This window comes from Pseudoxanthomonas sp. SGT-18, assembly GCF_003931645.1.
In the GTDB taxonomy this organism is placed as follows: domain Bacteria; phylum Pseudomonadota; class Gammaproteobacteria; order Xanthomonadales; family Xanthomonadaceae; genus Pseudoxanthomonas.
In genome coordinates, this window is the sequence record NZ_RRYJ01000004.1 from 173,285 (window position 1) to 192,710 (window position 19,426).

The window sequence follows — 19,426 nt, forward strand, 5'->3', positions numbered from 1 at the left end:
CGGGCCGGCATCCGGGCTCAGAGCAGCATGCCGCCGGAGGCCTCGATGCGCTGGCCGTTGATCCAGGCCGTGCCCGGGCCCAGCAGCGCGGCCACCGCGCCGCCGATGTCGTCCGGCTGGCCGACGCGTCCCAGCGGGGTCTGCGAGGCGACCCAGGCATTGAGCTGGCGGTCGTCGCGCAGGCGGCCGCCGCCGAAGTCGGTCTCGATCGCGCCCGGGGCCAGGGTGTTGACGCTGATCCGGCGCTCGCCAAGTTCGCGTGCCAGGTAGCGGGTCAGCACCTCCACCGCGCCCTTCATCGAGCCGTAGGCCGAAGTGCCGGGCATGCTGAAGCGGGCCAGGCCGCTGGAGATGTTGAGGATGCGGCCGCCGTCGGCAAGCAGCGGCAGCAGGGCCTGGGTCAGCAGGTACGGGCCCTTGAAGTGGATCCGGTACATCTCGTCCAGCTGCGCCTCGGTGGTCTCGGCGAAGGGCACGTGCAGGCCTGTGCCGGCGTTGTTGACCAGGTGCTCGAACCGCTGCCGGCCCCAGCCGGCCAGCACCTCGCGCACGCGTCCGGCGAAGGCCGCGAAGCTGCCGCTGTCGGCCACGTCCAGCGGCAGCACCGCGACCCGGCGCCCGAGCGCCTGCAGCTCGGCGGCGACGGCTTCGGCCTCGGCGGCCTTGCTGCGGTAGGTGAGGATCAGATCGTGGCCGGCGCGGGCCAGGTGGATGGCGGCGTTGCGGCCGAGGCCGCGGCTGCCGCCGGTGATCAGGGTGACGGGGGAGGCGGGGGTATCCATGGCGAGGCTCCGTGCGTGGGGAGGAATGGGACACGCACAGGCTATTGGTGCCGGATGGGCTGATAAACTCGGCTCATCCGATTTCTTTGTTCGCCTGGGGAGAACAGTCCATGGACCAACTCGAGCATTACCGCATCTTCCTCCGCGTCGCCGAACTTGGCGGCTTCACCCGCGCCGCCGACAGCCTGGGCCTGCCCAAGGCCAGCGTGTCCACGGCGGTGCGCCGGCTGGAGGCGGAGCTGGGCACCCAGCTGTTCCACCGCACCACGCGGCGGGTACAGCTGACCGGCGACGGCGCGCTGTTCCTGGAGCGCTGCCGCGACTTCCTCGGCGAGGCCGAGGAGCTGCAAAGCATGTTCCGGCGCGAGCCGCAGCAGCTCAGCGGCCGGGTGCGGATCGGCATGTCCGGCGGCATGGCCCGGCAGCTGGTGCTGCCGCGGCTGGGGGCGTTCCTGGAGGCGCACCCGGGGCTGCAGATCGAGCTGGGCGCCGGCGAGCGCCGGGTCGACGTGGTGCGCGAGGGCTATGACTGCGTGGTGCGTACCGGTGACGTCGTCGATCCGAGCCTGGTCGCGCGGCGCCTGGGCCTGGCGCCGGTGGTCACCTGCGCCAGTCCGGCCTACCTGGAGCGCCACGGCATGCCGCGCACGCTGGAGGACCTGGCCTCCCACCGCCTGGTGCAGTTCGCGGTGGCCTTCGGCCAGAAGCCGGAAGGGTTCGAGTACCCGCTGCCCGGCGGCGGCCATGCCAGCCTGGAGCTGCCGGGTGCGGTCATCGTGGACAACGGCGAGGCCTATGTCGGCGCGGCCCTGGCCGGGCTGGGCCTGATCCAGCTGCCGCGCTTCGGCGTGCGCGAGGCGCTGGCCGACGGCCGCCTGGTCGAGGTGCTGCCGCAGCTGCCGGCCGCGCCGATGCCGGTCAGCCTTCTGTATCCGCTGCAGCGGCACATGCCGCGCCGGGTGCGCGAGGTGATGGACTGGCTGGCCCAGGTGCTGGCCGAGCACCTGGAGCCGTGGCCGGGCTGAGCGCTCAGGCCTTGCCGAGCTTCGCCAGCAGGGCGCGCAGGCCGGCCTGGGTGTCCGGCTCGTACCAGCCGTCGACGAAGCGGTCCAGGTGCAGGTGGTCCGGGTCCAGCGCGCGCACCAGGTCGGCGCGGGCCAGGGCGCGGGTCTGCAGCATCGGCGCGCGCGGCAGGCGCAGCAGCGGCTCCAGCCAGGCCAGGGCGCGCGGCACCACTTCCTCCACCGCGACCAGCTCGTCGACCAGGCCGATGCGCAGCGCTTCCTGGTCCGGAACCATGGCCCCGGCGACCAGCAGGCGCTCGGCGCGGTGGTGGCCGACCACCCGCCGCATCAGCTGCTGCGCGCCATCGGGCACGGCCAGGCCGACCTGGGTCTCGTTCATGCCGATGGCGAACGGTCTGGCTGGATCCGGCGAGCGCGCCATGATCCGGTAGTCGCAGCACAGCGACAGCACGCAGCCGCCGGCCGGTGCATGTCCGGTGACCGCCGCCACCACCGGGATGCGCAACCCGGCCAGCGCGCGCGCCGCGCCGAAAAACGCGCCCCAGGCCGCCTGCAGGGCGTGGCGGTCCTCGCCCAGCGACATCAGGTAGGGCACGTCCAGGCCGGCGGAGAACATGCCCGGCGCGCCGGACACCACCACCGCGTCCATGTCCTCGGCCACCGCGGTCTCCAGGCCGGCGATCAGCGCCCGGCACAACGCCGGATCCAGCGCGTTGACCGGCGGGCGCGCCAGGCGCAGTTCGCGGATGCGGCCGTGGTCGATGGTCTGCACGAAGGCGTTCATGGGCGGTCCGGTGGCATGCGTATGGGGCGGCTATGATAGGGGCCATGGACATCCGACGACTGCTCCCGATCGCCATCGCGGCCGCCCTGGCCGCGCTCCCCGCCGCCAACCGCGCCGCCACGCCCGCATCGGACGATGCGAAGGCCGCTTGCGTGGTGATGGAGGACGGCTGGATCCGGCTGTCGCCGGTGCCGCAGCCGCGCATGCTGGCCGGCTTCGGCCGCATCGCCAACCACTGCGGCGAGGCGGTGGCGGTGGTCGGTGCCAGCAGCCAGGCGTTTGCCGAGGTCACGGTGCACGAGACCGTCGTCGTCGACGGCGTGAGCCGGATGCGCGAGCTGGAGCGCCTGGCGCTGCCGGCGCATGGCGAAGCCGTGCTGCAGCCCGGTGGCCTGCACCTGATGCTGATGCAGCCGGTGCGGGCATTGGCCGAAGGCGAGCGCGTGCCGCTGCTGCTGGAGCTGGCCGACGGTGCGCAGGTGCAGGTGGAGCTGGAAGTGGCGCGTAATGCACCGGAGGGTGCGGCCAACGAGGCGCCCGCGCACCATCATCATCACTGAGGGCGCGCCGCAACTGCGGCGTGCAGGGGCCGTGGCGCCGCCACGGCCGCAAGGGGAGGAGCCATGAACGAAGCAATCGGCCGGCCGCGTTCGATCCTGCTGGCCAGCGACCTGGACGCGCGCAGCGACCGCGCGCTGGACCGCGCGCTGCAGCTGGCCCGGGCCTGGGACGCGCGCCTGGTGGTGGCCAACGTGGTCGACGCCAACGCGGTCGAGGCCCACGCCATGCTGGTCCGCGATCCGCCGGACTGGTACCGCGGCAGCGACCCGGTGCACGCGGCGGAGAAGCAGCTGCGCGACGACGCGGCCGCGCGCGGCGTCGACGTTACCTTGCGGGTCGAGCAGGGCGGCCGGGTCGCCGAGCGCCTGCTGGAAGTGGCGCGCGAGGAAGGCTGCGGCCTGGTGGTCACCGGCGTCGCCCGGCTGGAGCCGCTGGGCCGGCTGGTGCTGGGTTCGACCGTGGACCAGCTGGCGCGGCGCTCGCCCTTGCCGGTGCTGGTGGTGCGCCGGCGCACGCACGGGCCGTACCGGCGCATGGCCGTGGCCAGCGACTGGTCGGCGGCCTCGGCGCATGCGTTCCGCACCGCGGCGGCGCTGTTCCCGGATGCCGCGGTCAGCGTGCTGCACGGCTACGAGGCGCCGCTGGCCGGGCTGGCCGACGCCGCCCGCGACCAACTGCGGGCCGCCGCGCGCAGCCGCGCCGAAGCCGAGGGCCGGGCCTTCATCGCCGCGTGCGAGCCGCCCGGCGGCGCCAGCGCGGTCAGCCTGGTGGCCGAGCGCGGCGACCCGTCCCTGCTGCTGCGGCTGTACGCCGCGCAGTTCCCGGTCGACCTGGCGGTGGTCGCCTCGCGCGGGCGCAGCGCGATGGCCGACGTGCTGCTGGGCAGCGTGGCCCAGCGCCTGCTCGAGACCTCGCCGGTGGACATGCTGGTGGTGCGCGACCCGGGCGCGCGCTGAGGCCCGCCGCGCCCGGCAGGCGCGGCGTTCCCAGAAAACGAAGGCGGAGCCGGCGCCCGGCCGGCGCCGGACAGGCGGTCAGGCCGCGGCGGCGCGGATCGCGTCCGGCAGCGGCGCGCTGCGGCCGGTCTGGGTGTCCATCCAGACCACCACCACGTTGCCGTCCGAGTACAGGATGCGCTCGTCCTTCTGGTCGAGGATGCGGTGGCCGATGGTGACGCTGCTGTTGCCCAGGCGCTCGACGAACAGCTCCACGACGATGTCGTTGGGCCACACGATCGGCGCGCGGTAGTTGACGTTGGTGGCGGCCACGACCGGGGCGATGCGGTCGCTCATGGACACGCCCGGCACGCCCTGCATCCAGCGCACGCGCGCTTCTTCCAGGTAGGACACGTACTTGGCGTTGTTGACGTGGCCCATGGCGTCCATGTCGCGCCAGCGCACGCTGATCGGCACGCGCGCCAGCAGGCGCGGCTGCGGGGTGGGGGAGGTTGCGGTCATGCGGTCCTGCTCTTGGTTTTCCTTGCCGGGGCCTTCTTCGCCGCGCTCTTGCGCGGCGGCAGCACCGGATCCTTCGCCACGGCGGCGGGCTTGCTGCCGCGCGGCGTCTTCGTTTCCGGCAGCAGCTTGGCCAGGAAGCGGCCGGTGTGCGAGACCGGGTTGGCGGCGATCTCCTCCGGCGTGCCGGTGGCGATGATCTGGCCGCCGCGGTGGCCGCCCTCCGGACCGAGGTCCACGATCCAGTCGGCGGTCTTGATCACATCCAGGTTGTGCTCGATCACCACTATGGTGTTGCCCTCGTCGCGCAGCCGGTGCAGCACGCCTAGCAGGTGCTCGATGTCGTGGAAGTGCAGGCCGGTGGTCGGCTCGTCGAGGATGTACAGGGTGCGGCCGGTATCGCGCCGCGACAGCTCCTTGGACAGCTTCACGCGCTGCGCCTCGCCGCCGGACAGGGTGGTCGCGCTCTGGCCGAGCTTGACGTAGCTCAGGCCCACGTCGACCAGGGTCTCCAGCTTGCGGGCGATGGGCGGGACGTTCTCGAACAGCCGCAGCGCGTCCTCGACCGTCATCTCCAGCACGTCGTGGATGCTGTGGCCCTTGTACAGGATGTCCAGGGTCTCGCGGTTGTAGCGCTTGCCGCCGCACACGTCGCAGGGCACGTACACGTCCGGCAGGAAGTGCATCTCGACCTTGATCAGGCCGTCGCCCTGGCAGGCCTCGCAGCGGCCGCCGCGCACGTTGAAGCTGAAGCGGCCCGGCGAGTAGCCGCGCGCGCGCGCCTCCGGCACCTGCGCGAACAGCTCGCGCAGCGGGGTGAACAGGCCGGTGTAGGTGGCCGGGTTGGAGCGCGGGGTGCGGCCGATCGGGGACTGGTCGATGTCGACGATCTTGTCGAACAGGTCAAGGCCCTCGACCTCGCGGTACGGCGCCACCGGGTGCGAGGCGCCGTTGATCTCGTTGGCCGCCAGCGCGAACAGGGTGTCGTTGATCAGGGTCGACTTGCCCGAGCCGGACACGCCGGTGACGCAGGTGAACAGCCCGGCCGGGATCTCCAGGTCGACGTCCTTGAGGTTGTTGCCGCTGGCGCCGTACAGGCGCAGGGTCATCTTCGGGTTCGGCTTGTGGCGCCTGGCCGGCACCTCGATCCTGCGCTTTCCGGACAGGTACTGGCCGGTCAGCGAGCGCGGCGAGCGCACCAGGTCCTCCAGGGTGCCCTGGCCGACCACCTCGCCGCCGTGCACGCCGGCGCCGGGGCCGATGTCCAGCACGTGGTCGGCGGCGCGGATCGCATCCTCGTCGTGCTCGACCACGATCACCGTGTTGCCCAGGTCGCGCAGGCGGGTGAGGGTGCCCAGCAGGCGCTCGTTGTCGCGCTGGTGCAGGCCGATGGAGGGCTCGTCGAGCACGTACATCACGCCCACCAGGCCGGCGCCGATCTGGCTGGCCAGGCGGATGCGCTGGGCCTCGCCGCCGGACAGGGTGTCTGCCTTGCGCTCCAGGGTCAGGTAGTCCAGGCCGACGTCGACCAGGAAGCCCAGCCGCTCGTTGATCTCCTTGACGATCTTGGCCGCGATCTCGCCGCGCCAGCCCGGCAGCTTCAGGTCGCGGAAGAAGGCCAGGGCCTCGTCGATCGGCATCACCACCAGCTCGGGCAGGGCGCGGTCGGCGACGAACACGTTGCGCGCGGCCCGGTTGAGCCGGGCGCCGCCGCACTCGGGACAGGCGCGCTCGGAGATGTACTTGCCCAGCTCCTCCTGCACCGCCGCCGACTCGGTCTCGCGGTAGCGGCGCTCGAGGTTGTTGATGATGCCCTCGAAGCGGTGCTTGCGCTGGGTGCGGCCGCCGGCCTCGGTGAGGTAGGTGAAGGTGATCACCTCGTCGCCGCTGCCGTACAGGATCGCCTGCTGCACGTGCTCGGGCAGCTGGTTCCACGGGGTGTCCGGGTCGAAGCGGTAGTGCCTGGCCAGCGAGTTGATCAGCTGGAAGTAGTAGGCGTTGCGGCGGTCCCAGCCGCGCACCGCGCCGGCGGCCAGCGACAGCTCCGGGTGCGCGACCACCCGTGCCGGGTCGAAGAACTCGGCCATGCCCAGGCCGTCGCAGGATGGGCAGGCGCCCATCGGCGCGTTGAATGAGAACAGGCGCGGCTCCAGGTCCGGCAGCGAGTAGTCGCACACCGGGCAGGAGTACTTGGACGAGAACAGCTGCGGCGGCGCGTCCGGGTTGTCCAGCGACATGACCATGGCCATGCCGTCGCCCAGCTTGAGCGCGGTCTCGAACGACTCGGCCAGGCGCTGCTTGATGTCCTCGCGCGGGCGGAAGCGGTCGATCACCGCCTCGATGGTGTGCTTCTGGCGCAGGGCCAGGGCCGGCACCGCGTCGATCTCGTGCAGGGTGCCGTCGACCCGCACCCGGACGAAGCCCTGGGCGCGCAGCTGCTCGAATACCTGCACGTGCTCGCCCTTGCGCTCGCGCACCACCGGGGCCAGCAGCATCCAGCGCTGCTCCGGGTCCAGGGCTAGCACCTGGTCGACCATCTGGCCCACGGTCTGGGCCTCCAGCGGGTAGCCGTGGTCCGGGCAGCGCGGGATGCCCACCCGCGCGTACAGCAGGCGCAGGTAGTCGTAGATCTCGGTGATGGTGCCGACGGTCGAGCGCGGGTTGTGCGAGGTCGACTTCTGCTCGATCGAGATGGCCGGGGACAGGCCCTCGATGTGGTCGACGTCCGGCTTCTCCATCACGCTGAGGAACTGCCGGGCGTAGGCCGAGAGCGACTCCACGTAGCGCCGCTGGCCCTCGGCGTAGATGGTGTCGAACGCCAGCGACGACTTGCCGGACCCGGACAGGCCGGTGATCACGATCAGCTTGTCGCGCGGCAGGTCGACGTCGATGTTCTTGAGGTTGTGGGTCCGCGCGCCGCGGATCTTGATGGCATCCATCAGTGGGGGCTCTGCGGAGGCAATGCGCCAGCGTAAGGGAACGCCCGATTTGGGGGCAACGGGCCGCGCCCGCAACCCGCCCGGCGGCGGGCCGGGGCCGCCGTTCAGGTCCATGGGGGTGGCTTGACCCGGGCCTGGCCGGACCCCTACAATTCCGCTTCTGTCCGCCCATCCGCGGGCAGGGTTGACCACAATAACAACAGAGGAATGCCTGGTCATGTACGCAGTTCTGGTAACCGGCGGTAAGCAGTACCGCGTGGCGCAGGGCGAGAAGCTCCGCGTCGAGAAGCTCGAGGCCGAGGCTGGCTCCGAGATCAAGTTCGACAACATCCTGCTGCTGGGCGACAGCGACGGGATCAAGGTCGGTGACGCCCTCAAGGGCGCGAGCGTGACCGCGAAGGTCGTCGGCCACGGCCGCGCCGACAAGGTCAAGATCATCAAGTTCCGCCGCCGCAAGCACCACATGAAGCGGCAGGGCCACCGCCAGCACTACACCGAAATCGAAATCACCGGCATCGCCGGCTAATCAGTAGGGAGATCCCGTCATGGCACACAAAAAGGGCGTAGGCTCCTCGCGCAACGGCCGCGATTCCAATCCGAAGTACCTGGGCGTGAAGGTGTTCGGCGGCCAGGCCGTCGAAGCCGGCAACATCATCGTCCGCCAGCGCGGCACCCAGTTCCACCCGGGCGCCGGCGTCGGCCTGGGCCGCGACCACACGCTGTTCGCGCTGGTCGACGGCAAGGTCCAGTTCACGACCAAGGGTCCGGCCAAGCGCCGCACCGTCAGCGTCGTCGCTGAAGCCTGATTGCTGGCCGCGCCTGGCGCGGCCGGACCGCACGGCAGGCCCCGCTTAGGCGGGGCTTTCCGTTTCTGGGGCGCCCGCGGCCCGCGCCGTCCGCGCCGGGCCGGGCCGGCTAGACTGTGCCCCGTCGCATTCCCCCTCCCGAGTCCTGCTGCCCCATGAAACTGGTCGACGAAGCTGAAATCGAGGTGATCGCCGGCAATGGCGGCAACGGATGCGTCGGCTTCCGCCGCGAGAAGTTCATCCCGCTGGGCGGTCCGGACGGCGGCGACGGCGGCGATGGCGGCAGCGTCTGGCTGGTCGCCGACGAGAACCTCAACACCCTGGTCGACTTCCGCCACGAGCGCCGCTTCCGCGCCCAGCGCGGGCAGAACGGCATGGGCCGGCAGATGTACGGCAAGGGCGGCGAGGACCTGTTCATCACCGTCCCGGTCGGCACCGTGGTGACCAACGTCGAGACCGACGAGGTCATCGGCGACCTGACCGCGCACGGCCAGCGCCTGCTGGTGGCCCGCGGCGGCAAGGGCGGCCTGGGCAACATGCACTTCAAGAGCTCGACCAACCGCGCCCCGCGCCAGGCGACCCCGGGCGAGCCGGGCGAGCAGCGCACGCTGAAGCTGGAGCTGAAGCTGCTGGCCGACGTCGGCCTGCTGGGCTTCCCCAATGCCGGCAAGAGCACCTTCGTGCGCGCGGTCTCCGCCGCCACCCCGAAGGTGGCGGATTATCCGTTCACCACCCTCTATCCGAACCTGGGCGTGGTCAGCGTCGAGCCGCACCGCAGCTTCGTGATCGCCGACATCCCGGGCCTGATCGAGGGCGCCGCCGACGGCGCCGGCCTCGGCGCGCAGTTCCTGCGCCACCTGCAGCGCACCCGCCTGCTGCTGCACCTGGTCGACATCGCGCCGATGGACGGCTACGAGGGCGTGGAGGTCATGTCACCGGTGGAGCAGGTGCGCGCGATCGAGCGCGAACTGGAGCGGCACGATCCCGGGCTGCTGGCCAAGCCGCGCTGGCTGGTGCTGAACAAGGCCGACCTGATGTTCGAGGACGAGGCCCGCGAGCGTGCGCAGGCCATCGTCGCCGAGCTGGGCTGGACCCAGCCCTGGTTCCTGGTCTCGGCCCTGGGCCGCGAGGGCACCTGGCCGATCATGCAGCAGGTGATGGGTTTCCTGGACCGGCAGCGCCACGCTGAAGCCGAGGCCGATGAAGATGCATCGGCCTGAGTCTGGATTCCGCGCAACGAAAAACCCGGCCGAAGCCGGGTTTTTCGTATGCCTGGCTGGCGCGGAAGGGCCGGCGCGCGCTGCGCGGCCCGCCCTCCGCCGGGGATCAGGCGGCGGCCTTGATGGCCTTGATGCGCGCGGTCAGGCGGCTCTTGTGACGGGCGGCCTTGTTCTTGTGGATCAGGCCGCGGGCGCTGAAGCGGTCCAGCAGCGGCTGGGCGATGGCGAAGGCGGCCTCGGCGCCGGCGGCGTCGTTGGCGTCCAGGGCCTTGAGGACCTTCTTGACGGCGGTGCGGAGCTGCGAGCGCTGGGCGGTGTTGCGCGCGTTGCGCACGACCGTCTGCTTGGCGCGCTTCTTGGCGGACTTGATGTTGGCCACGGCGGTGGATTCCTGAAAAACGGGTACGAAAACGGTATGGTGGAGTACAGCGAACGCGAAATTATGGTTTATTCAAGGGCTTGGGTCAACCGTTGTGGTCGGCCCGCCGTAGACGGCCCGGAGGCCGGTCGATGAGCGGCTCCCGCCTGTTGCGTTCCGCATCGCTGTTCAGCTCGCTGACCTTCGTTTCCCGGGTGTCGGGCCTGGTGCGCGACCAGGTCTACGCCATCGTGTTCGGCGCCAGCCCGGCAATGGACGCGTTCATCGCCGCGTTCCGCATCCCCAATTTTATGCGCCGGCTCTCGGCCGAGGGCTCGTTCTCGATGGCCTTCGTGCCGGTGCTGGCCGAATACAAGGAAAAACACGGCCCGGACGCGGTGCGCGCGCTGATCGACCGGGTTGCCGGTTCGTTGCTGGCGGCGCTGCTGGTGCTGACCGCGGTGGTGCTGCTGTTCGCGCCGTGGGTGGGGCGGCTGCTGGTGCCTGGCTTCCTCGAGGAGCCGGAAACCTATGCGCTGTTCGTGGAGATGCTGCGCATCACCTTCCCGTACGCGCTGTTCATCTCCCTGGCCTCGCTGGCCGGCGGCATCCTCAACACCTGGCAGCGCTTCGGCGTGCCGGCCCTGTCGCCGGTGCTGCTGAACCTGGCGCTGATCGCCGCCGCGGTGGTCGGCGGGCACTGGCTGGGTGGTTCGGTGAAGGTGCTGGCCTGGGGCGTGCTGGTGGCCGGCATCCTGCAGCTGGCCTTCCACCTGCCGGCGCTGGCGCAGCTGGGGCTGCTGCCGCGGCCGCGCCTGGACCTGGCCCATGCCGGCGTGCGCCGGGTGATGACGCTGATGGTGCCGACCCTGTTCGGCTCCTCCGTGGTCCAGTTCAACCTGCTGATCAATACCCAGCTGGCCTCGCTGCTGGTCGGCGGCAGCATGACCTGGCTGTACTACAGCGACCGCCTGCTGGAGTTCCCGCTGGGCATGTTCGGGGTGGCGATCGGCACCGTGATCCTGCCGCACCTGTCCTCGCGCCACGCCAGCGCCGACCCGGACGGGTTCTCGCGCGGCCTGGACTGGGGCTTCCGCCTGTGCGTGCTGATCGGCGTGCCGGCCACCCTGGGCCTGGTGCTGTGCGCCCGGCCGCTGGTGGCCACCCTGTTCCAGTACGGCGAGTTCGGCGCGGAAGACGCGCGCATGAGCGCGCTGAGCCTGGTCGCGCAATCGCTGGCGGTGCCGGCCTTCCTGCTGGTGAAGGTGCTGGCCCCGGCGTTCTACTCGCGCCAGGACACCCGCTCGCCGGTGCGCGCGGCGGTGTTCGCGGTGCTGGTCAACGTCGCCAGCACCCTGCTGTTCTTCGCCCTCCTGCTGTACGCCACCGACACCGGCCGCCAGGCGCTGGCCGCCGCCGGCGGCAGCGCGGTGGCGGCCCTGGGCACGGTGCGCGGCGCCCATGCGCTGCTGGCGCTGGCGGTGGCGGTGGCCGGCTGGACCAATGCCCTGCAGCTGGCCTGGATGCTGCGCCGCGCCGGGGTCTACCGGCGCCAGCCCGGCTGGGGCCGCCTGCTGCTGCAGGTCGGCGCCGGTGCGCTGGCCCTGGCCGTGGTGGTGCTGGGACTGGGCTGGCTGTGGCCGGACTGGTCGGCCTGGGCCTGGTGGGAGCGCGCGTGGCGGCTGGCGGTGATGGTCGGCGCCGGCGCGGCGGCCTATGGCGCGCTGCTGCTGGCCCTGGGCCTGCGCCCGCGCGAGTTGCGCGGCTGAGGCGGGCCGGCGCGGGCCTTTGTCCCGCGCCGGCCGCTATACTTGCAGGCTCGGCCCCGGGCCGGCGCCGGCTGGCGCCGCGGGGCGTCCCAGGTCATACCCAAGCAGATGAGCAGGCTGTTCCGTGACGTCGATGGCGGGTCGCTGTGCCCGCGCGGCAGCGTGGTCTGCATCGGCGCCTTCGACGGCCTCCACCTCGGCCATCGGGCGCTGGTGCGGCATGCCGTGGCGCGCGCACGCGCGCTGGACGTGGCGGCGGTCGCGCTGAGCTTCGAACCGCTGCCGCGCGAGTTCTTCGGCCGCGGCAGCCCGCCGCCGCGCCTGACCCTGCCGCGCGACCGCATCCGCCTGCTGCTGGACCAGGGCCTGGACCACCTGGGCCTGTTGCGCTTCAACGCCGCGCTGGCGGCGATGCCGGCCGAGGACTTCGTGCGCCGCGTGCTGGCCGGCCGGCTGGGCGCGCGCGAGGTGTGGATCGGCCCCGACTTCCGCTTCGGCCACTGCCGCGGCGGCGACCTGGCCCTGCTGCAGGCCATGGGCGCGGAACTGGGCTTCCACGCCGGCGAGATCGAGCCGGTGCAGGCCCAGGGCGAGCGCGTCTCCAGCACCCGCATCCGCGAGGCCCTGGTCGCCGGCGACTTCGCCCGCGTGCATTCCTTGCTGGGCCGGCCCTACGCGATCGGCGGGCGCGTGGTGCGCGGCCGCCAGCTCGGCCGCACCCTCGGTTTCCCGACCGCGAACCTGCGGTTCCCCAAGGCGCCGGCGCTGTCCGGCATCTACGCGACCTGGGTGCACGGCGTGGCCGCGCAGCCGTGGCCGTCGGTGTCCAGCTTCGGTACCCGGCCCACGGTCGAGGGCGTGGAGCCGCTGCTGGAAGCCCACCTGTTCGACTTCGCCGGCGACCTCTACGGGTGCCACATCGAGGTCGAGTTCGTCGCCAAGTTGCGCGACGAGGAGAAATTCCCCGACCTGCCGGCCCTGACCGCGCAGATGCAGCGCGATGCCGAGCAGGCGCGCGCCATCCTTTCCGAATCCGAACGACTGCGAGCCACGGCGTGAGCCAGGACTACAAAGCCACCCTACACCTGCCCGCCACCGACTTCCCCATGCGCGGCGACCTGCCGCGGCGCGAGCCCGAGATCCTCGCGCGCTGGGAGTCCGAGCGCCTCTACGAGAAGCTGCGCGCCCATGCCAAGGGCCGCCCGCTGTTCGTCCTGCACGACGGCCCGCCGTATGCCAACGGCGCGATCCACCTCGGGCATGCGGTCAACAAGATCCTCAAGGACATCATCGTCAAGTCGCGCCACCTGGCCGGCTTCGACGCGCCGTACGTGCCGGGCTGGGACTGCCACGGCCTGCCGATCGAGATCGCGATCGAGAAGAAGTACGGCAAGGTCGGGGTCAAGCTCGACGCGACCGAGTTCCGGCAGAAGTGCCGCGAATACGCGCAGTCGCAGATCGAGATCCAGCGCAAGGACTTCAAGCGCCTGGGCGTGATCGGCGACTGGGACAACCCGTACCGCAGCCTGGACTTCCGCTTCGAAGCCAACGAGATCCGGGCCCTGGCCAGGATCGTCGACAACGGCCACCTGACCCGCGGCGTGAAGCCGGTGCACTGGTGCTTCGACTGCGGCTCGGCCCTGGCCGAGGCCGAGATCGAGTACCAGGACAAGGTCTCCCCGGCGATCGACGTGGCCTACCTGGCGCGCGACCCGCAGGCGGTGGCGCGCGCCTTCGGCGTCGAGCTGCCGGAAGGCGTCGAGGTCGCGGTGCCGATCTGGACCACCACCCCGTGGACCCTGCCGGCCTCGCTGGCGGTGTCGCTGGGTCCGGACCTGGAGTACGCCCTGGTCGAAGGCCCGGCACAGGATGGCCGCCGCCGCTGGCTGGTGCTGGCCGACGCGCTGGCCGAGCGCGCGCTGCAGCGCTACGGCGTGGCCGGCGTGACCGTGCATGGTCGCGCCGCCGGTTCCGCGCTGGAGCACCAGCTGCTGGCGCATCCGTTCTACGCCGAGCGCGACATCCCGGTGATCCTCGGCAGCCACGTGTCGGCCGAGGACGGTACCGGCGCGGTCCACACCGCGCCCGGGCACGGCCAGGACGACTACGTGGTCGGCAAGGCCTACGGCCTGATCGAGAAGTACACGGCGGCCCAGCTCAATCCGGTCGACGGCCGCGGCGTGTACCTGCCGTCGACCCCGGCCGCGCGCGGCGTGGAGCTGGCCGGCCAGCACATCTGGAAGGCCAACGACGTCATCGTCGAGGTGCTGCGCGAGGCCGGCGTGCTGCTGGCCGCGAGCAGGCTCGAGCACAGCTATCCGCACTGCTGGCGCCACAAGACCCCGATCGCGTTCCGCGCCACGCCGCAGTGGTTCATCTCGATGGACCAGTCCAACCTGCGTGCCGATGCCCTGGCCGCGATCGACACGGTCAAGTGGTACCCGGAGTGGGGCAAGGCCCGCATCTCCGCCATGGTCGAGGGCCGCCCGGACTGGACCATCTCGCGCCAGCGCACCTGGGGCGTGCCGATCGCGCTGTTCGTGCACCGCGAGACCGGCGAGCCGCACCCGCGCAGCAGCGAGCTGATGCGCCAGGTGGCCGACCGGGTGGAGCAGGGCGGCATCGACGTGTGGTATTCGCTGGACCCGGTCGAGCTGCTGGGCGACGAGGCCGGCCAGTACGAGAAGATCACCGACATCCTCGACGTCTGGTTCGACTCCGGCGTGACCCACGAGGCGGTCCTGCTGGAGCGCGGCCTGGGCAAGCCGGCCGACCTGTACCTGGAAGGCTCGGACCAGCACCGCGGCTGGTTCCAGTCCTCGCTGCTGACCGGCGTGGCGATCGACAAGGCCGCGCCGTACCGGCAGTGCCTGACCCACGGCTTCACCGTGGACGAGCACGGCCGCAAGATGTCCAAGTCGCTGGGCAACGGCATCGAGCCGCAGGACATCATGAAGACCCTGGGCGCGGACATCCTGCGCCTGTGGATCGCCTCGGCCGACTACTCCAACGAGATGTCGCTGTCGCAGGAGATCCTCAAGCGCAACGCCGACGCCTACCGCCGCATCCGCAACACCGCGCGCTTCCTGCTGGCCAACCTGCATGGCTTCGAGCCGGCGCGGCACCTGCGCCCGCTGGACGACATGGTCGCGCTGGACCGCTGGATCGTGCACCGCGCCTGGGAGGTGCAGGAGAAGATCAAGGCCGCCTACGAGCGCTACGACTTCGCCGGCATCGTGCAGGCGCTGCTGAACTTCTGCTCGGTGGACCTGGGCTCGCTGTACCTGGACGTGACCAAGGACCGCCTGTACACGATGGGCGAGGACTCGCGCGGCCGCCGCAGCGCGCAGAGCGCGATGTACCGCATCGCCGAGGCCTTCGTGCGCTGGATCGCGCCGATCCTCAGCTTCACCGCCGACGAGCTGTGGGGCTACCTGCCCAAGGACACCGGCGACGGCCAGCGCGAGGAGAACGTGCTGTTCGCCACCTGGTACGAGGGCCTGGCGCCCATGCCGGAGGACGCGGAGCTGGGCGCGGCCGACTTCGAGCGCCTGCTGGCGCTGCGCGAGCAGGTGGCCAAGGTGCTGGAGCCGATGCGCGCCAACGGCCAGATCGGCGCCGCGCTGGAGGCCGAGATCACCGTGACCGCCGGCGCCGAGACCGCGGCCCACCTGCAGCCGCTGGCCGAGGAACTGCGCTTCCTGTTCATCAGCGGCGACGTGACCGTGGTGCCGGCGCAGACCGACGGCATCTTCGTCACCGCCCAGCCCACCAGCAAGCCCAAGTGCGTGCGCTGCTGGCACTACCGCGCCGACGTCGGCACGCATCCGGGGCACCCGGAGGCCTGCGGCCGCTGCGTGTCCAACATCGAGGGCCCGGGCGAAGCGCGGAGGTGGTTCTGAGCCCGCGTCCCGCCCCGCGCCCGAACGCGCTGCCGTGGCTGCTGCTGTCGGCGGCGGTGATCGTGCTGGACCAGTGGAGCAAGGCCTGGGTGCTGTCCAGCCTGCCCGAGTTCACCGCCGTGCCGGTGATCGAGGGCTTCTGGAACTGGTACCGCACCTACAACACCGGCGCGGCGTTCAGCTTCCTGGCCAACGCTGGCGGCTGGCAGATCGTGTTCTTCAGCGTGTTGGCCTTCGCCATCAGCGGGCTGATGGGCTGGTGGCTGTGGCGCACCCCGCGCGGCGACTGGCGCCAGGCCCTGCCGTACGCGCTGGTGATCGGCGGCGCCCTGGGCAACGTGATCGACCGCCTGGTCCACGGCCACGTGGTCGATTTCATCCAGTGGCACTGGCGCGACTATTACTGGCCGGCGTTCAACATCGCCGACTGCGCGGTGGTCGGCGGCGCGATCGGCATCGCCCTGTTCGGCCTGGCCGGCGCCCGCCGCAAGCCGGCTTCCTGAACCCCGCCGGCGCCGCGGCCGGCCGCCGCGGCCCGGATATCGGATAATCCCGCCCATGGACGTCATCCTCGCCAACCCCCGCGGCTTCTGCGCCGGCGTCGACCGCGCGATCGAGATCGTCAAGCGCGCGATCGAGACCCTCGGCGCGCCGATCTACGTGCGCCACGAGGTGGTGCACAACCGCTTCGTGGTCGACGACCTGCGCGCCCGCGGCGCGATTTTCGTCGAGGAGCTGGACGAGGTCCCCGACGGCAACACCGTGATCTTCAGCGCCCACGGCGTGTCCAAGGACGTGCGCAACGAGGCCGCGCGCCGCGGGCTGAAGGTGTTCGACGCCACCTGCCCGCTGGTGACCAAGGTGCACCTGGAGGTGGCGCGCCACTGCCGCGCCGGGCGCGACGTGGTCCTGATCGGCCACGCCGGCCACCCGGAGGTCGAGGGCACGATGGGCCAGTGGGACGCCCAGTGCGGCGGCGGCAGCATCTACCTGGTGGAAGGCGTGGAGGACGTGGCCAGGCTGGAGGTGCGCCAGCCGGAGAACCTGTTCTACACCACCCAGACCACGCTCTCGGTGGACGATACCCGGGGCATCATCGAGGCCCTGCAGCGCCGCTTCCCGGCGATCCAGGGGCCGAAGAACGACGACATCTGCTACGCCACCCAGAACCGCCAGGATGCGGTGCGCGAACTGGCGCGCCGCTGCGACCTGGTGCTGGTGGTCGGCTCGCCCAACAGCTCCAACTCCAACCGCCTGGCCGAGCTGGCCCGGCGCGAGGGCGTGGAGTCGTACCTGATCGACGGCGCCCACGAGATCGATCCGGCCTGGATCGCCGGCAAGCAGCGGGTCGGCCTGACCGCCGGCGCCTCCGCGCCGCAGGTGCTGGTGGACGGGGTGATCGAGCGCCTGCGCGAGCTGGGCGCCGGCGGCGTCACCGAGCTGGAGGGCGAGCCGGAGAACATGGTCTTCGCCCTGCCGAAGGAACTGCGCCTGCGCCTGGTCGACTGAGCGCGGCGCGCCGGCTCAGCCCGGCGGCATCTCCTGCGCGCGCAGCCGGCGCAGGATCTCGAACAGCAGCGCGCTGCGCGTGGCCGAGGCCTGGCGCGGCGAGGGCACGTAGCCGCTGGCGCTGAACACGATGCGGTCGTTGGTGATGTTGTCGATCGCCACCGAGGGCGCGGGCGTTTCCAGGATCGCCGGGTGTTCGCGGAACACTTCCAGCAGCAGGTCGCGCACCCGGTCCGGGTCGGTCGACAGCGGCATCGGCAGCTGGATCTTCACCAGGCCCTCGGCGTTGGCGTAGGTGCGGTTGCGCACCGCCTTGGTGATCAGCTCGGAGTTGGGCACCAGCACCGTGGTGCGGTCGCCGGTCTGGATCTCGGTGGCGCGCACGTTGATCCGGCGGATGTCGCCCTCGGCGTCGCCCACCACCACCCAGTCGCCGACCTTGACCGGGCGCTCGGCCAGCAGGATCAGGCCGGAGATGAAGTTCTGCACGATCGCCTGCAGGCCGAAGCCGATGCCCACCGACAGCGCGCTGGCGATCCACGCGATCCGCTCCAGGCCAACCCCGATCGCCGCCAGCGCCATCGCGATCGCCAGCACCATGCCGGCGTAGCCGACCAGGGTCGCGACCGAGGCACGCATGCCCTCGTCCATGCGCGTGGTCGGCAGCAGGCGGCGTTCCAGCCAGCGCCGGAACAGGTGCAGCAGCAGGCTGGCGCCGGCGAACACCAGCAGGGCGCGGACGATGTTGCGCGGGCTCAGGACCAGCTCGCCAATGGTGATGCCGCGCAGCAGCTGCATGCTGCGGTCGACCAGGTCGGTGCCGCCGGCGCCCCAGGGCATGGCCAGCGCGATCAGCGCCGCCAGCGCGACCACCGCGCGCAAGGCCACCGACAGCAGCACCGCGGCGCGGTCCACCAGGCGCGGCTCGATCCCGAAGCGGGTGTTGATGCGCCTGCCGGCGGCGCCGCGCGAGGCCAGGACCGTGCACACCAGGTCGTCGACGAAGCGCATCGCCAGCCAGGCCGTGGCGGCCACCATCACCGCCCAGATCACCTGCATGCCGACGAAGGCCGACAGCGCCACGTAGCCGGCCACCAGGCCCAGGAACGCGACCGCGTTGCCGATCCAGCCCAGGCTGACGGCCACGTTCATCCACGGCCGGAAGTGGACCGGCGGCGCGTCGCCCGCGTCGGCCAGCGGCTGCAGGCGCTGGATCCGCAGCAGCACCACCAGCACCAGCGCCACGCACAGCGCCGCCGACAGGCCGGTGATGGCCACCGCCAGGTCCAGGCTGGTCGCGGCCAGCCGGACCACCTCCTGGCCCAGGCTGGCCAGGGCGATCACCAGCGCCGCCGGCAGCGGGAACACGCGCAGCGCCCTGGCGCCGGCGTCGGAGATCGCCGGCAGGCGCCACGAGGGCCGGTCCACCGACAGCAGCGCGCTGCCCAGGGCGGTGGCCACCGCCACGAACACCGCCAGCGCCAGCGCATGCCCGGCCAGCGCCGCCACCGCGGCCGGCGGCGCATTCGGCAGCAGCGCGCCGCGTACCAGCTGCGCCACGCACAGCGCTGCGACCAGTGCCAGCAGCACCCGCAGCGTCGGCGGGGCCGAGCGCCGCAGGCGGCCCGGCGGCACGTGCCGGGTGGCCAGCTCCGGGATCCGGCGGCCCAGCCACCAGGCTCCGGCCGCCAGCAGCACGGCCAGGCCCAGGCTCACCAGCGGCTGCAGGCCGGCCGCCTTCCAGTGTTCGCGGCTGGCCTCGACGACGGCGTGCCACAGCTTGCGCACCCGGCCCAGGTCGCGCGGGGCGCTGGCGGCGAGCTGGCGCCAGAACGCCGGCCGCCACGGCGGCGTGGTCCGCTCCGAGAGCATCCCGAAGAAGCGCTGCTGGCGCAGCGTGGCGATGCGCTCCAGCAGCTGCGTGCCTTCCACGACCGCCAGCCGTGCCTGGCGCAGTTCCGCATCCACCGCCGCACGCTGGTCCTGCAGGGCGCGGCGCTCGCGGGCCACGTCGCCGGGTTCGTCCTGGCCTTCCGGCACCTCGCCCAGTTCGGCCAGGCGCGCGTCCAGGCTCTGCAGCTCCGGGGTGCGGCCGTCGATCAGCGCCTGCGCCGCGGCTTGGATCTCCAGCACCGCCTCGCGCGCCTTGGCGAGCTCGGCATCGTGCTCGTAGCGCTCCAGGCGGGTGGCGATCGTCTCCAGCTGGCGCCGGCCCGCGTCCACGTCGGGCTCGTCGGCCAGGGCCGGCGCGCCGAGGACGAGGCAGAGCAGCAGGAGCGGGCGCAGCAGGAAGGTGGTCCGGTGCATGGACGGTCGG

17 protein-coding genes are annotated in these 19,426 nt (G+C 71.9%); 11 read left to right on the top strand and 6 right to left on the bottom strand.

Going from position 1 to position 19,426, the window contains the following annotated elements:
• Positions 1–17 precede the first annotated feature (17 nt).
• Entirely contained in the window at positions 18–782 is a 765-nt protein-coding gene (locus EIM47_RS07685; RefSeq protein WP_019398878.1) for an SDR family oxidoreductase, read from the bottom strand.
• Between the two features lie 110 nt (positions 783–892).
• Between EIM47_RS07685 and EIM47_RS07690 the strand changes: the two genes are divergently transcribed.
• Positions 893–1,807 (top strand): LysR family transcriptional regulator, encoded by a 915-nt coding sequence (locus EIM47_RS07690; protein ID WP_084220849.1) that lies wholly within the window; start codon positions 893–895, stop codon positions 1,805–1,807.
• Positions 1,808–1,811: 4 nt separating this feature from the next.
• On the opposite strand, the gene EIM47_RS07695 is transcribed toward EIM47_RS07690, so the two are convergent.
• Complete coding sequence (locus EIM47_RS07695) at positions 1,812–2,591, bottom strand: enoyl-CoA hydratase/isomerase family protein (protein ID WP_019398876.1); 780 nt, start codon at positions 2,589–2,591, stop codon at positions 1,812–1,814.
• A 44-nt stretch (positions 2,592–2,635) separates the two neighbouring features.
• Here EIM47_RS07695 and EIM47_RS07700 point away from each other — a divergent pair, with 44 nt between their 5' ends.
• Complete coding sequence (locus tag EIM47_RS07700; RefSeq protein ID WP_125076590.1) at positions 2,636–3,151, top strand: copper chaperone PCu(A)C; 516 nt, start codon at positions 2,636–2,638, stop codon at positions 3,149–3,151.
• 63 nt (positions 3,152–3,214) lie between these two features.
• Positions 3,215–4,108: a universal stress protein gene (locus tag EIM47_RS07705; RefSeq protein ID WP_125076591.1), complete on the top strand. Its 894-nt coding sequence runs from the start codon at positions 3,215–3,217 to the stop codon at positions 4,106–4,108.
• A gap of 78 nt (positions 4,109–4,186) precedes the next feature.
• Here EIM47_RS07705 and EIM47_RS07710 read toward each other — a convergent pair whose 3' ends face one another.
• Together EIM47_RS07710 and uvrA are read right to left on the bottom strand one after the other, a co-directional pair.
• Positions 4,187–4,609, bottom strand: coding sequence for a thioesterase family protein (locus tag EIM47_RS07710; RefSeq protein ID WP_019398873.1), 423 nt, complete (start codon positions 4,607–4,609; stop codon positions 4,187–4,189).
• On the bottom strand, positions 4,606–7,545 hold the full coding sequence (uvrA, locus tag EIM47_RS07715) for an excinuclease ABC subunit UvrA (protein WP_125076592.1): 2,940 nt from the start codon (positions 7,543–7,545) through the stop codon (positions 4,606–4,608). The genes EIM47_RS07710 and uvrA overlap by 4 nt, the downstream gene beginning before the upstream one ends.
• Before the next feature lie 217 nt (positions 7,546–7,762).
• On the opposite strand from uvrA, the gene rplU reads away from it, so the two are divergent.
• The 3 genes from rplU (at position 7,763) to cgtA (ending at position 9,571) form a co-directional block, all read left to right on the top strand.
• Positions 7,763–8,071: a 50S ribosomal protein L21 gene (gene rplU, locus EIM47_RS07720; protein WP_019398871.1), complete on the top strand. Its 309-nt coding sequence runs from the start codon at positions 7,763–7,765 to the stop codon at positions 8,069–8,071.
• 19 nt (positions 8,072–8,090) lie between these two features.
• Entirely contained in the window at positions 8,091–8,351 is a 261-nt protein-coding gene (gene rpmA / locus EIM47_RS07725) for a 50S ribosomal protein L27 (protein WP_019398870.1), read from the top strand.
• A 155-nt stretch (positions 8,352–8,506) separates the two neighbouring features.
• A complete protein-coding gene (gene cgtA, locus EIM47_RS07730) occupies positions 8,507–9,571 on the top strand; it encodes an Obg family GTPase CgtA (RefSeq protein WP_028915388.1) in 1,065 nt (354 codons plus the stop codon).
• Between the two features lie 106 nt (positions 9,572–9,677).
• On the opposite strand, the gene rpsT is transcribed toward cgtA, so the two are convergent.
• The gene (gene rpsT / locus EIM47_RS07735; RefSeq protein ID WP_019398868.1) at positions 9,678–9,950 is read right to left on the bottom strand and encodes a 30S ribosomal protein S20; all 273 of its coding nucleotides are present in this window, start codon (positions 9,948–9,950) and stop codon (positions 9,678–9,680) included.
• A 131-nt stretch (positions 9,951–10,081) separates the two neighbouring features.
• On the opposite strand from rpsT, the gene murJ reads away from it, so the two are divergent.
• The 5 genes from murJ to ispH all read left to right on the top strand — a co-directional run bounded on the left by murJ (position 10,082) and on the right by ispH (position 17,109).
• Positions 10,082–11,698, top strand: coding sequence for a murein biosynthesis integral membrane protein MurJ (murJ, locus tag EIM47_RS07740; RefSeq protein ID WP_125076593.1), 1,617 nt, complete (start codon positions 10,082–10,084; stop codon positions 11,696–11,698).
• 108 nt (positions 11,699–11,806) lie between these two features.
• Positions 11,807–12,757, top strand: a complete 951-nt coding sequence (locus tag EIM47_RS07745) for a bifunctional riboflavin kinase/FAD synthetase (protein WP_125076594.1) — start codon at positions 11,807–11,809, stop codon at positions 12,755–12,757.
• Positions 12,754–15,600 (top strand): isoleucine--tRNA ligase, encoded by a 2,847-nt coding sequence (ileS, locus tag EIM47_RS07750; RefSeq protein ID WP_125076595.1) that lies wholly within the window; start codon positions 12,754–12,756, stop codon positions 15,598–15,600. The genes EIM47_RS07745 and ileS overlap by 4 nt, the downstream gene beginning before the upstream one ends.
• The gene (gene lspA / locus EIM47_RS07755) at positions 15,597–16,103 is read left to right on the top strand and encodes a signal peptidase II (protein ID WP_125076628.1); all 507 of its coding nucleotides are present in this window, start codon (positions 15,597–15,599) and stop codon (positions 16,101–16,103) included. Before ileS ends, lspA begins: the two co-directional genes overlap by 4 nt.
• Positions 16,104–16,158: 55 nt before the next feature.
• Entirely contained in the window at positions 16,159–17,109 is a 951-nt protein-coding gene (gene ispH, locus EIM47_RS07760) for a 4-hydroxy-3-methylbut-2-enyl diphosphate reductase (RefSeq protein ID WP_019398711.1), read from the top strand.
• A gap of 15 nt (positions 17,110–17,124) precedes the next feature.
• Here the strand turns inward: ispH and EIM47_RS07765 are convergent, their stop codons facing one another.
• Entirely contained in the window at positions 17,125–19,416 is a 2,292-nt protein-coding gene (locus EIM47_RS07765) for a DUF3772 domain-containing protein (RefSeq protein ID WP_125076596.1), read from the bottom strand.
• Positions 19,417–19,426: the final 10 nt, after the last annotated feature.

What these genes read in the sequence shown, in the direction of transcription:
- EIM47_RS07685 (WP_019398878.1), bottom strand. Translation starts at nt 782, where the DNA reads ATGGATACCCCCGCCTCCCCCGTCACCCTGATCACCGGCGGCAGCCGC.
- EIM47_RS07690 (WP_084220849.1), top strand. Translation starts at nt 893, where the DNA reads ATGGACCAACTCGAGCATTACCGCATCTTCCTCCGCGTCGCCGAACTT.
- EIM47_RS07695 (WP_019398876.1), bottom strand. Translation starts at nt 2,591, where the DNA reads ATGAACGCCTTCGTGCAGACCATCGACCACGGCCGCATCCGCGAACTG.
- EIM47_RS07700 (WP_125076590.1), top strand. Translation starts at nt 2,636, where the DNA reads ATGGACATCCGACGACTGCTCCCGATCGCCATCGCGGCCGCCCTGGCC.
- EIM47_RS07705 (WP_125076591.1), top strand. Translation starts at nt 3,215, where the DNA reads ATGAACGAAGCAATCGGCCGGCCGCGTTCGATCCTGCTGGCCAGCGAC.
- EIM47_RS07710 (WP_019398873.1), bottom strand. Translation starts at nt 4,609, where the DNA reads ATGACCGCAACCTCCCCCACCCCGCAGCCGCGCCTGCTGGCGCGCGTG.
- uvrA (WP_125076592.1), bottom strand. Translation starts at nt 7,545, where the DNA reads ATGGATGCCATCAAGATCCGCGGCGCGCGGACCCACAACCTCAAGAAC.
- rplU (WP_019398871.1), top strand. Translation starts at nt 7,763, where the DNA reads ATGTACGCAGTTCTGGTAACCGGCGGTAAGCAGTACCGCGTGGCGCAG.
- rpmA (WP_019398870.1), top strand. Translation starts at nt 8,091, where the DNA reads ATGGCACACAAAAAGGGCGTAGGCTCCTCGCGCAACGGCCGCGATTCC.
- cgtA (WP_028915388.1), top strand. Translation starts at nt 8,507, where the DNA reads ATGAAACTGGTCGACGAAGCTGAAATCGAGGTGATCGCCGGCAATGGC.
- murJ (WP_125076593.1), top strand. Translation starts at nt 10,082, where the DNA reads ATGAGCGGCTCCCGCCTGTTGCGTTCCGCATCGCTGTTCAGCTCGCTG.
- EIM47_RS07745 (WP_125076594.1), top strand. Translation starts at nt 11,807, where the DNA reads ATGAGCAGGCTGTTCCGTGACGTCGATGGCGGGTCGCTGTGCCCGCGC.
- ispH (WP_019398711.1), top strand. Translation starts at nt 16,159, where the DNA reads ATGGACGTCATCCTCGCCAACCCCCGCGGCTTCTGCGCCGGCGTCGAC.
- EIM47_RS07765 (WP_125076596.1), bottom strand. Translation starts at nt 19,416, where the DNA reads ATGCACCGGACCACCTTCCTGCTGCGCCCGCTCCTGCTGCTCTGCCTC.